Origin of the sequence: Luteolibacter flavescens, assembly GCF_025950085.1 — a bacterium.
Classification (GTDB): Bacteria; Verrucomicrobiota; Verrucomicrobiia; order Verrucomicrobiales; family Akkermansiaceae; genus Haloferula; species Haloferula flavescens.
The window spans coordinates 1-11,811 of record NZ_JAPDDS010000017.1 but is presented as its reverse complement, the minus strand read 5'-3'; the positions used below and the strand labels follow the sequence as shown (position 1 = coordinate 11,811).

Annotated in this window: 9 protein-coding genes and 1 tRNA gene; 4 read left to right on the top strand and 6 right to left on the bottom strand. The window is 63.2% G+C overall.

Going from position 1 to position 11,811, the window contains the following annotated elements:
- The first annotated feature begins 52 nt into the window (after positions 1 to 52).
- Positions 53 to 1,156 (top strand): hypothetical protein, encoded by a 1,104-nt coding sequence (locus OKA04_RS21610; RefSeq protein ID WP_264503302.1) that lies wholly within the window; start codon positions 53 to 55, stop codon positions 1,154 to 1,156.
- 4 nt (positions 1,157 to 1,160) lie between these two features.
- Here the strand turns inward: OKA04_RS21610 and OKA04_RS21605 are convergent, their stop codons facing one another.
- Positions 1,161 to 2,321: a mechanosensitive ion channel family protein gene (locus OKA04_RS21605; protein WP_264503301.1), complete on the bottom strand. Its 1,161-nt coding sequence runs from the start codon at positions 2,319 to 2,321 to the stop codon at positions 1,161 to 1,163.
- A 586-nt stretch (positions 2,322 to 2,907) separates the two neighbouring features.
- On the opposite strand from OKA04_RS21605, the gene OKA04_RS21600 reads away from it, so the two are divergent.
- Positions 2,908 to 3,501, top strand: a complete 594-nt coding sequence (locus tag OKA04_RS21600) for a hypothetical protein (RefSeq protein ID WP_264503300.1) — start codon at positions 2,908 to 2,910, stop codon at positions 3,499 to 3,501.
- 248 nt (positions 3,502 to 3,749) lie between these two features.
- On the opposite strand, the gene OKA04_RS21595 is transcribed toward OKA04_RS21600, so the two are convergent.
- Positions 3,750 to 3,823: transfer RNA gene (locus OKA04_RS21595), tRNA-Met, on the bottom strand.
- 158 nt (positions 3,824 to 3,981) lie between these two features.
- Between OKA04_RS21595 and OKA04_RS21590 the strand changes: the two genes are divergently transcribed.
- Positions 3,982 to 4,464 carry a DUF3592 domain-containing protein gene (locus OKA04_RS21590; protein WP_264503299.1) on the top strand — a complete coding sequence of 161 codons (483 nt, stop codon included), beginning with the start codon at positions 3,982 to 3,984 and terminating at the stop codon, positions 4,462 to 4,464.
- 63 nt (positions 4,465 to 4,527) lie between these two features.
- On the opposite strand, the gene OKA04_RS21585 is transcribed toward OKA04_RS21590, so the two are convergent.
- Positions 4,528 to 5,832: a right-handed parallel beta-helix repeat-containing protein gene (locus tag OKA04_RS21585; protein WP_264503298.1), complete on the bottom strand. Its 1,305-nt coding sequence runs from the start codon at positions 5,830 to 5,832 to the stop codon at positions 4,528 to 4,530.
- A 150-nt stretch (positions 5,833 to 5,982) separates the two neighbouring features.
- Here OKA04_RS21585 and OKA04_RS21580 point away from each other — a divergent pair, with 150 nt between their 5' ends.
- Entirely contained in the window at positions 5,983 to 9,207 is a 3,225-nt protein-coding gene (locus OKA04_RS21580; RefSeq protein ID WP_264503297.1) for a S41 family peptidase, read from the top strand.
- Between the two features lie 102 nt (positions 9,208 to 9,309).
- Here OKA04_RS21580 and OKA04_RS21575 read toward each other — a convergent pair whose 3' ends face one another.
- From OKA04_RS21575 to OKA04_RS21565, 3 genes are all read right to left on the bottom strand, one after another.
- The gene (locus OKA04_RS21575) at positions 9,310 to 10,710 is read right to left on the bottom strand and encodes an FAD-binding oxidoreductase (RefSeq protein WP_264503296.1); all 1,401 of its coding nucleotides are present in this window, start codon (positions 10,708 to 10,710) and stop codon (positions 9,310 to 9,312) included.
- Positions 10,707 to 11,540 carry a class I SAM-dependent methyltransferase gene (locus tag OKA04_RS21570; RefSeq protein WP_264503295.1) on the bottom strand — a complete coding sequence of 278 codons (834 nt, stop codon included), beginning with the start codon at positions 11,538 to 11,540 and terminating at the stop codon, positions 10,707 to 10,709. Before OKA04_RS21570 ends, OKA04_RS21575 begins: the two co-directional genes overlap by 4 nt.
- Positions 11,541 to 11,615: 75 nt before the next feature.
- Positions 11,616 to 11,811, bottom strand: a 196-nt coding sequence (locus OKA04_RS21565) for a hypothetical protein (protein ID WP_264503294.1), incomplete at its 5' end; no start/stop codon positions are given.

The following is an 11,811-nucleotide window of genomic DNA, read 5'->3' as shown; positions in this document are numbered from 1 at the left end:
TGTGCCGGATGAAACCCTTGCACCGCCGCCGCGTAGCCCGCAGCTTCCCCGCGTGTCAGAGACGGTGATCACTGCCAGAAGACGGTGGAATAGCTTCGTGTGCCCGGGATGCCGCTGCGTCTTCCGGGTGCCACAGGATCACGATGGCGTGGGCGTCGTTTGCCCGGCCTGCCGCATCATGCTGCGCCTGCCCGGTCCGGACGATGAGCTGCCGCCGCTCGTCGCCCCTATCGCCGAGCCTGCACCGGAGGAGCCCGAAGAGGATCTGGTGGAGGAATACGAGGATGATACGGAGGCTGATGAAGCGCAGGCTGCCGCCCGCAGTGACCGGAATTTCATCGCCATCCTCGGCGTGGTGGGCGTGGTCCTGGTGGGCGTCTTTGCCTGGTGGATGATGCCGCAGGAAAAAGCACCCGCACCGGTGGCGGGCATGCCTGCTCAGGCCCCTGTCCAGGACGAACAAGCGACCACCAAGCCAAAGGACAGCGGCACCAGCGCGGAGTCCGCCCCGACGTTGCTCGTCGAGATTGAGACCGTCGCGAAGGCATTCCTCGATGCGCCCACCCAGGAAGCGGCCCTGGAGCATGTCCTCGATCCCGAGAAGACCCGCGCCAAATGGGACGCGTGGCTCTCGGGCGAAGGCTACGAGAAGCCCGGCTTCTCCTCTTTCGCCAGCACTCCGATCACCACGGGTAGCGGTGAGGGTGCTGTTTCCGTCGTCGCCGTTTCCGTCGCCGATGCAAGTCTCCGCGAAATCGCGCTCGTCCGCCGGGATGGCCGCTTGAAGGTCGATTGGGACAGTTGGGCCGCTTGGTCGGAGATGACTTGGGACGAGATCCGGGAGAAGAAGCCGACCGCGCCCGTGCTCTTTCGCGTGCAACTCACTGCGGTCGATTACTATAACTTTGACTTCGCTGACGAGCGCGAGTGGTCCTCCTATCGCCTCGCTTCGCTGGATGGCATGAGTTCCCTCTATGGCTATGTCCAGCGGGGTGGTGCGCTGGATCAGCAGCTCCGCCCCGTCGATGTGGGGGCGGTCACACGCTTGGCCCTGAAGGTGAAATACCCTCCGGGTGCTGCCCGCGCTGATCAGGTCATCATCGACAGCGTCGAGGCGGAAGGCTGGGTGCTCGATCCGCAGGCGGCGGGGAAGTGATGGGTCACCCCTGCTCCGGGGCCTTCGATTCCGTGGCAGGCCGGCCTTCTCCGACAGTGAGGGTTTCGCCCTCGCGCAGCACCACCGGCGGAGTGGGAGAGGCGAAGCCGGAGCCCGATCCGGCCACGATGTCCATGATGCCCAGATAGATCTCCTCGCGCACCTTCAGGAACTCATTGAAATCCCGGGTCACCACGTAGGCGAAGACTTCCAGGTTCAGCGCCGACTCGGTGAATTCGATGAAGCGGACACGGTTTCCGGGCGCGATCTCCTTTCGCTCAGCCAGCAATGAAGTGATGCTCGCCAGGATGCTCCTCATCTGCGCGGGATTGGTATCGTAGCTTAGCGCGATGACGGTTTTCAGCAGGATGCGGTCGCGCATCGCCACGTTCTCGATCGGTAGCTCGCAGAGCTTTGCATTCGGGATGGTGACCAGCGTGCGGTCCGCCGTGCGGACACGCGTGGAGCGGATGCCGATGTCCTCGATGGTGCCGGAATTGCTCCCGAATTTGCAGAAATCGCCCACCCGCGCCGGCTGGTCCACCACCAGCGTCACCCCGGCGAAGAGATCCTCCACCGTCCGTTTGCCCGCGAGGGCGAGCGCGAGGCCGCCGATGCCGAGCCCGGCCAAAATCGCGCCCACATTGATGCCCAGATTTTGCAGCAGGAAGACGATGCCGAATATGATCACCGCCCCCTTCACCACGCTCCGGATGAGAGGGATGGCCGCCTTCGCATGCGCACGACCGGTCTTGTCGAGCTGCTTGCCGAGGAAATTTGACGACATCTCGGTGAGCCTCAGCAGCAGCCAGAGCAGCGCCACAGTTCCCACCGCGAGTTCCAGATAGTGGAGGAATCCCTGGAGGCTCTCGGACAGCGGAAGCGGCTTGCGCCCCAGATGAAAGAGCGCCGTCCCCACGCACCACTGGGCGGGCTTCCGGGCGAATCCCACGAGACTCCGCAGCTTTGATTTCTTCGCCGCACCCTCGCGCTGCTTCGCCAGCGAAGTCCCCAGCGACCCGATCAACCGAGCCGCCAGCCATGCCAAGCTGCCGACCACCGGCAATGCCAGCCACGCCCAAGCAGGCGTGCCGCCGAGTGAATAAGACAGCCAACCCGAGAAGACATCGGCCAGAGGAGCATTGGAAACTGCGAGCGGGATCATGATCGAATGCGAAGGACCGGGATGGATACCCGTGTCTCTCGCAAACTCACTCCGCACAGCCCGTTCCGATGACGCCAGCCTTGGGAATGAAGGACATCCCCGGTCTCAGCACGCCTCGCCCGCTGCAAATGGCAGCACCGATGGGTGCCCAATGCACCTTGCATCCTCGGATTCCAACAACCTCAAGGTTTGCGGACGTCCGAACGCGAAACCTCAGCTCGGATCTTCCATGAATCGCCCGACGATCAGCACGATCGCCAAAGCAACGACAATCGCCGCATCGACGGCGAACTGGCAATCAGGTGGATCAGGCAGGGGAAACACGGCAGGTGCGGTTCGTTAGGGTGTGGCAGTCGCAGTGGCGAAATCGCCGAAGCACGGATGCGACATCCGGCAAACGATTTCTCACGCCGCCCCTTCTACCGGGAACCCCCGCCCAGTTCAAACCCCGTTAGAAGGCTGTGATTTCAGCCGTTTCACAGCTCCGGAAATCGGTTGGATCGCTGAAAATTGGTTGCAATTTCATCCGTTTTCTTTGGATGTAGAACGTATTAACTGCCTGTGAACTGTACCGTAAATCAACTCAATGCGAATCGATGAAGAAACCAGGGCGTTAGCTCTGGAATATGTCGGACGGAAATCGTCGAGTGATCAGGAGATTTTGGCCGAGTTGATCTCAATCATTTCTAGGCCGGAGCAGATCAGCAATACGAATAGGTTTGCTAGTCTGCTTGTGGAGATCACTGACGATCGCTTCATTCCGATGTTGATTGAAAAGGTTGTTGATGGAACTCGGGGCGAGGATTTCTGGCTTTCCGACTACATGTATGCGTTGGGGATGCTGCTGTATGATCGTGATGAATGCTATCCGGTCGACGACGTTTTTGTCCGCCTGATGGGAGATTGGCTTTTGAATGGAAAGGGAGGAGAGATATCGTGGAAGGCTGGAGGGATTTTGTCTGAAGTTGAAGCTCCTGCGGCGAGGGAATACCTCTTGAAGGGTGCTGCGGATACATCGCTATTTCATCTGACCCGGATTTCCTGTGTTCGTGGGGTCGTTAATAATTTCCGCGATGATGCTTGGGCGTTGCTGGAGAGCCTTGATGGTGATGAAGATGACTACGTGAGGGAGGCTTGTCGCAGCGCTTCGTCTTTTCTCAAAGAACACCGGAAGAAATAGGTGGTAATACAATCCCCGATCCGGTGGGCGGCATCCTAAATCCGTTGGTCTGAAGATCGGTTGAGTTCGGCCCAAGCTCTTCATTTTCCGTTATTTCCCGCTTTCCGCTGTTGGCAGAACCCTTGAGTGACGAGCAAGGAGGGGTCTAGAGCTGGTTCAGGTTGGAACCGAATCGAAGGAAACAGAAAACCCGCCGGAGTGCGGCGGGTTGATTCTGGTCTCTCACTTTCACCAGTTCGGCGAAGAAGTGGCGGGAGTAGGATTTGAACCTACGACCTTCAGGTTATGAGCCTGACGAGCTACCTGGCTGCTCCATCCCGCGATTTTGTGTGGTGCACCTTGCGGTGCGGGGCGGCACCTTAGTCAGATCGACTGCCGGTGCAAGAGGTTTTTGATTCTTTTTCGCGAAGTATTCCGAAGCGTCGATGGTGGGTGCGCGAAAGCGTTGTCGCGCGGGTCGGCGGGGGGTATCGGGTGGGCATGCCGCAGCGCTCCACGGGTTCCCGCGTTTACCTCTCGATCATCGGGCTGATGCTCGCATTGATCGGCGGGATTTTCTCATGGCTGATGTGGCGGAGCTTCCAGCGTGCGCGGGAGGTGGACCATTGGCCGCAGGTGCCGTGCATCATCCTGCGCTCGGCGGCGGAGGAGCGGCAGATCGATCCCAATGGGAATGTGGAGCGCCGCTTCTCGGTGCTCTACGGCTATCATTGGGAAGACGTGCCAAGGCAGAGTGACCGCCTGAAACTCCGCGGCAGTCCTTGGGTGAGCAAGGAGGCGGCGGTGCAGATCTTCATCGACCAGTATCCGGAGGGATCGCAGCAGCAGTGCCGTGTGAATCCGGCGGATCCGGACGTCGCGGTGCTGGAGCCGGAATCGAAGGCGCCGGGTTACTCGCTGTGGTTCCCGTTGCTCTTCGTGGTGGGTGGCGTGGGGATCGTGGTGGGGGCTTGGAGGAAGTAAGGAGGTAATCCCAGGACCTCAACGGATCATCATCTTCTCTCCGGTACGTGCTCCGGTGGAGCTTCAGGTGCTGCCGGATTCGATGGCTCCGGCGTCCGGGGCTTTGCCGTTGAAGGGCTCGGCACCTTTCTCGCCGGCGTCCACCATTTTGCCCTTTGGCGCGGGGCGCATGAAGTCGATGTGAGGCAGTGAGCCATCCTTCTGGCGCGGCGCGGCGAGCAGTGAGACGTCGAGCGAGAGGAAGTCTTTCGTCTCCAGTCTTTCTCCGAAGATGTTCCCGGCTAGCTGGCATTTCTCGCGATCGAGCTGGGCCAATTCGTTGCGGCTGCCAAAGCCGATGTTGTTCCGGATGATGTGTCCGCTGCCGGGCACGCCGGTATGGGTCGAGAAATCGCGGCCGAGGAAATTGAAGTTCGTGCGGTTGGCGTAGGCGCTGTTGTGGATCCAGTTGCTGCCGCCGGGGTGGTGATTAGCGTAGAATCCGTTTGCCTTGTTAGACGCCGCCACGCAGCGGATCACGGTGTGGCGGGGCATGGGGTCGGGCAGGCCGCGCTTTGCCTCCAGGCCGAAGCCGCCGATCTTGAAGCCATTGCCGTCGCCGAGGCTCTTGCCATCGGGCGACTTCCCGTTTTGCCAAGCCCAGCAGTTTTCAAAGCGGATGCTCTCCCACGCGGAGATGCAGTCGAAGCCATCGTCGGAATTGAACCACGCGCGGCAGCCGCGGAAGACATTGCCGGTATCGCCGCGGTTCGGGTGACCGCCGAAGCCATCCACATTCCCGCCGCGTCCGCCCTCGGAGACCGGATCGTAATTGTTCCAAGCGTCACAATTTAGCACGAGATTGTTAGATCCGCGCGAGAGGTAGAAGCCGATCCCCATTCCGTCGTGCATGCGAAGGCGTTCGTAGCGGTTGTGGCTGCCGGTATTGGAAAAGCAGATCGACTGCGTGTGATGCGCCGCGGTGACCTGCACGCCGGTCACGGAGATGCCCTGCAGGACGAGGTGCGACCCCTTCACCTCGAATGCATGCACGCGCAGTCCCGCGGGCTTCACCGCGGAGAGGTCGAAGACGGGCTGCTCGCCGGTCTCCGCTCGATAGGTGATGGGCTTGCCCGGCTTGCCGCTCTTGTCCAGCAGCGTCACATAGGCCCAGATGCGCTCGCGGCGGGCGATCATGGATTCTTGCATGGCATAGGTGCCGCCGCGCAGGATGACGGTGTCGCCGGGCGAGGCGGCGGCCTGTGCGCGTTGGACGGTGGCGAAGGGCTGGGGGCGATCGCCGCGAGCGTGGTCGCTGCCATCGGGCGCGACGTACCAGGTGGCCGCATGGGCGGCGGATGCGAGCAGCAGGGGTAGCAGGAATCTCATGAGGGAAAGCAGGGCAGGGGAGAGAATACGCCGGATCTCCACGGCTTCCGAGTCTCCCGAACGGGTGATGGCGCGGAGGGGCGATGAATGCCGGAATCGGTCCCCGGGGTTGCCACTCCGGCCCGATTCGTGCATGTCCCCCGCATGCTGATGCCCCGTGTTTTTGTCGCTTTCACGCTGATCGCCGTCGCGCATGGCGCGCCCGGGTTCTTCCGGATGCCCGCGCTACATGGCGAAACGGTCGTTTTCACCGCCGAGAGCGACTTGTGGAAGGTCTCCGTGAAAGGCGGCTCGGCCCAGCGCCTCACGACTCATCCGGGGCTGGAGTCATCCGCCACCATCTCGCGCGATGGCAAGTGGCTGGCCTTCACCGCGGAATACGAAGGCCCCATGGAGACCTTCGTGATGCCCCTCGATGGCGGCTTGCCAAAGCGCCTCACCTGGCACGGCGAGGGCTCCCGCCCGGTGGGCTGGACGTCGGATGGCAAGGTGCTCGTCACGACCCGCGCCCACTCCACGTTGCCGAATGACCAGCTCGTCGCGATCGATCCGGCGACGGGTGTGGAAAGCCTGCTGCCGCTCTCGCAGGCGAGCGATGGCGACTTCGACGAAATCGGCATGCGCCTCGTCTTCACCCGCCTGCCATTCCAGGGCAGCAGCACGAAGCGCTATGTGGGCGGCACGGTGCAGAATCTTTGGCGCTTCGACCTGGGGTCCACGGAGGCCGTGCCGCTGACGGGTGACTTCAAGGGCACCTCGAAGCGCCCCATGTGGGACAAGGATCGCCTCTACTTCCTCAGCGACCGCAGCGGCACGATGAACCTGTGGTCGATGACGCCGGATGGAAAGGATGCGAAGGCGCTGACCAGTCATGCGGACTTCGACATCCGCCACGCGGACTTGCACGAGGGCCGCATCGTCTATCAGCACGCGGGAGCGCTGCGTCTCTTCACGATCGGCGATGGCAGCGATGTGGAGATTCCCGTGACGCTCGCGTCGGACTTCGACCAGACGCGGGACCGCTGGGTGAAGCGGCCGATGGAGTATCTCACGCGCTTCAGCGTCTCGCCGGATGGGGAAAAGCTCGTTCTCACCGCGCGCGGCAGCGTCTTCGTCGCTCCGGTGAAGGCCGGTGGACGGCTAGTGGAGATCCCGCGCCCTGCCGATGTCCGCTTCCGCGAGGCGAGCTTCCTGCCGGACGGGAAGTCACTCGTCGCACAGACCGACCAGACCGGGGAAATCGAGATGGTGAAGCTGCCGGCAAATGGCGTCGGTGCACCGGAAATGCTCACCGGCGATGGCACCATCTTCCGCTACGCGCCGGTGCCCTCGCCGGATGGCAAGCGCCTCGCGTGGCAGGACAAGAACCTGGAGCTGTGGGTGCGAGACCTGGCGACAAAGCAGTCGGTGAAGGTGAGCACGTCGCCGATGCGCGGCTTTCCCGACATGGCGTGGTCGCCGGATGGCCAGTGGCTCGCCTTCGTGGAGCCCGCGCTGAATACCTTCCCGCGCATCCGCCTCTACAATACGAACGACGGCAGCATCATCGAGGCGACCAGCGATCGTGTGATGAGCTCCTCGCCCGCATGGTCCGCCGATGGCAAGTGGCTGTATTTCCTGAGCGATCGCGAGCTGAAGTCGCTGGTGAAGAGCCCGTGGGGCCCTCGCCAGCCGGAGCCCTTTTTCACCGAGAGCACGCGCATCTACGCGCTCGCGCTGACGAAGGACGCGCGTTTTCCCTTCACCCCGCCGGACGAGCTGGTCGCCGAGCCGAAGGAGGAAAAGAAGGACGAGAAGAACGGCGACAAGCCTGCGACGGTGGCTGCCGTGAGCATCGATCCCGATGGCCTCGCGACGCGCCTCTACGAGGTGCCCGGCGTCTCCGGAAACCTCTCCGGACTGGTGGCGACGCCGAAGCATCTCTTCTTCAACACACAGGCGCCGGGGAATGACACGAAGCCGCGGCTGATGCGGCTGGACATCTCGCATGACGATGCGAAGCCGAAGGTCTTCGCCGAGGACACGCGGGGCTGGGACCTTTCCTTCGATGGCAAGTGGCTGGCGCTGCGGAAGGGTGATGCCTTCCACGTGGTGCCGTCCGCGGGCGAGTGCCCGGCGAAGCTGGACAAGCCGGTGGCGCTGGACCGCTGGGGCTTCAGCATCGATCCGAAGGAAGAGTGGCGGCAGATCTACCGCGAGTCCTGGCGCATGCTGCGGGACTTCTTCTACGACCCGAACATGCACGGCCTCGACTGGGTGGCGGTGCGGCAGAAATACGAGCCGCTGGTGGATCGCGTGGCGGACCGTGCGGACCTCGGGGAGATCCTTCACGAGATGTCCGGCGAGCTCAGCGCGCTGCACATCTACGTGCGCTTCGGCGACTTGCGCGAGGGTCCGGAGAAGATCCAGCCGTCGGCACTCGGGGCGCGGCTTTCGCGCGATCTCGCGAGCGGCGGCTGGCGGGTGGATCACATCTTCACGTCCGATCCTGAGTATCCGGGCATGACGAGTCCGCTGGCAAAGCCCGGCGTGGGCGTGAAGGAGGGTGACACCATCATGGCCATCAATGGCCGCGAGCTGAAGGACGCGGAGCACCCGCAGCAGTGGCTGGCGCAGAAGGCCGGGCAGCAGGTGCTGTTGGATGTCCTTTCCCCCGGCGGGCTGCGGAGGAACGTGCTGGTGAAGCCGCTTTCCCCCGAGGCTGCCGCGGACTTGCGCTACTCGGAGTGGGAATACACGCGCCGCCTGGAGACCGAGCGGCTGGGGCAGGGGAAGATCGGCTACGTGCACCTGCGGAACATGGGGCCGGAGAGCATCCTGGAGTGGGCGCGCGATTTCTACCCCGTCTTTGACCGGCAGGGCCTGATCATCGACATGCGGCACAACCGCGGTGGCAATACCGACTCGTGGATCCTCGGCCGCCTGCTTCGCAAGGCGTGGTTCCACTGGTCGCCGCGTGCGGGCATGCCCTACTCCAACATGCAGTACGCTTTCCGCGGTCACATCGCCGTGCTGTGCAATGAATGGACCGCCAGCGATGGCGAGGCATTCTCCGAGGGCGTGCGCCGGCTCGGGCTGGGGAAGGTCTTCGGCACCCGTACCTGGGGTGGCCAGATCTGGCTGAATGCCCAGCGCTGGCTCATCGACAACGGTATGTGCAGCGCCGCGGAAATCGGCGTGTATAGCCCCGAGGGCGAATGGCTCATCGAGGGCACAGGCATCGAGCCCGACGAGACCGTGGACAACCTGCCGCACGCCACCTTCGGCGGAGCTGATGCCCAGCTCGAGGCCGCGGTGAAGCACCTGCAGGACCTCATCGAAAAAGACCCGCGCCCCGTCCCGCAGCCCCCAGCGCGCCCCGACAAGACGAAGTGAACGGCAGAGGAAGAATGCCAATGGAAGGCCTGCGCCCCTGGGAGCGCGGGCCACTGGCCCGCCGAAGCACCTGACAGCATTGTTTCGCTCTTCAACCCCGCATCACTCATCCCCACACCCCGAAAACATCTCCCGATAACACCGCCACCACTCGCTCTGAAACCTGCCCTCCGGATCACGCCGCTCCTTCTCCGCCAGGAACTCCGCAAATCCCGGATACGCCTTCTCCACCTGATCCCGCCTCGCCCAGCGGTGATACGTGAGGAAGTAGCAGCCCCCGAATGACAGCGCGAGATCGATGAGCGCGCGGAATGCCTCCACGGCAGGTTCGCGGCGGTCATGCTCCACGTGGAGATTGAAGATCACGCAGGCGAAGTCCTCGCGCGCCCAGGGGAGATGGGATTCCTCGTCGCGCCGGATCCAGCGGATGGTGCCATAGATCACCGGCACGCCGCGTGGGCGCAGATCCCCGGCAGCGGCTTTCATGAAATCTGTTAGAGCCTGCGGCGGCACATACAGCTCGGTGATCATTTCCGTGCCCGCACCGCTGCCGAGGCAGCAGTCCAGGTCGTGATGATAGTCGCACAGGTAGACCGCGAGCTGGTGCGTGTCCGACCAATAGAGCGAGCCATCCGTGCCGAGGTAGTGCTTCGCGTAGGTCTCGAAGGCGCGCGTGCGATCCGTATGAGCCAGGCGGATCAGCTCCCGCCATTCGTCCGCTCCCAAGGTGCGGACTTCCTCCATCTTCCGGTCCTGCGGGACGGGTTGGTAGGTCGAGAGCACGCCGCGATTGAGGAAGTCCTGGGAACATTCATCGATGGCGAATTGGAAGTCTCCATAGAGCGCGCCGGCTTCCATGCGCTCCTCCATTTTTCCGTGGAGTTGATCGAGCGTGGTCACCTCCACGCGTCGCGCGACCTTGATCCGCGGGGCGAGGCGCAGCGCCACGGAAGTCACCACGCCGAAGCACCCGTATCCGCCGATCACCAGACGAAAGAGATCCGCATGCTCTGTCCGGCTGCATCGTCGCACTTCGCCCGAGGCATCCACCAGGGTGAAGGCCTCCACGTCGTCGATGAAGGGTTTCATTCGCAATCCACGCCCGTGGATATTCGATGCCAAAGCCCCGCCAAGCGTGAGGTCATCCGCTCCCGTTTGCTTCTGGCGGATCGTCCAGACCGGTGACTCTCCCGTCTGTTCATCATGAAGCGCGGCGATCAGCTCCGGCCACGTGAGGCCCGCGCCTGCCTCGACGATGCCGCGCTCGCGATCAAGCCCGCCGATTTCCTTCATGTCGCTGCAATCTAACAGCATGGTCCCGTCGCCGAATTGCTGGCCGCCCATCGCATGACGCGCGCCGCAGATGGAGACCGGCCTGCCATCGCGTGCCGCCTCGCGGATCAATGCCGCGACTTCCGATGTAGAGCGAGGCCGATGGATCTGCGCCACCCGCACCGGATTGAGCTGCGAGTGGACATCGTTGCAGAGGAGGGGATCGGTCATGGGGAGAGGGGACTGCAGAGGCAAAGGCACTCACCACGGGCCAGCGTGAGCTTTCCCGCGCCGAGTGGCTTGAGGATCTCGGCACGGAGCGTCTCGTGGTCGGCGATGGTGCGGATGCGGATGCCGAGCGATCTGAGCAGGTCATCCAGCTCCGCCCGTGTGGCACCCCAGCGAAAGGGCTCCCTCCGCATCCTCAGCCAACGGCCGATCCATGCACTCTGGCCGCGGAATCCCAGCGAGCCATCGGCGGCCTTTTCCATGAAGCTGAAGATCACCCGGCCACGCGGACCTGCGATCCTCGCGCAGGACGCGAACAATTCCGCGACGCGCTGCGGCTCCAGATACATGGTGACGCCCTCGACGATGACGACTGCGGGCTTTTCCGGTTCGTGATGCGGGCATCGGGCGAGGGTCGTTTCGGGCAGCTCGTCTGTGAGATCCGAGGGCAGCAGGTGAAATTCCGCCGCGGCACCCGGAGCCGAGCGCTTCAGCCGCTGGGTGGCACAGCGATCCAGCTCGAAGCACCGCATCCCTCCATCCTCCCGGCACAGCCGCCACCCGAGGGCGTCGTAGCCCGCGCCGATCACCACGAGCTGCTTCACACCACTCTCAGCGATCGCCTGCCTCGCCGCGCGCTCGATCCAGCGCTTCCTCGCGAGATAGTGGGCGAAGATCCCGCCCAGCAGCACGCGCTCCGCCGCCATGAGACACCCGCGGGTGAGGCGATGCCGCGCCGCGATGGAAAACCAGCCCCGGTCCGCGCGCTTGCCGAGGAATCCACGCACCGCATCCGCTTCCCCGGAAGCCAAAAGGGGCAGGCGGCTGGGCATCCGCTCCGACAAGAGGACGCTGCGCGCGATCAAAACGGCCGTGTGGCTGGGAGATTCCTGCTTCAATGGGCGGATTCAACGTCGGGCCTTCCCGATTTCCTGCATCGGAATTTCTGAGCGGAACATCGCGTTTTCAGATGGTTGTGGGAGATTATCCGAATTCATGGAAGATTTCCCTTGTCCATGGGGCGTCTGCATGTAGAAAGCGCGCACGCGTTTCGCGACGCGGGCGTAGCTCAGTGGTAGAGCGCCACCTTGCCAAGGTGGATGT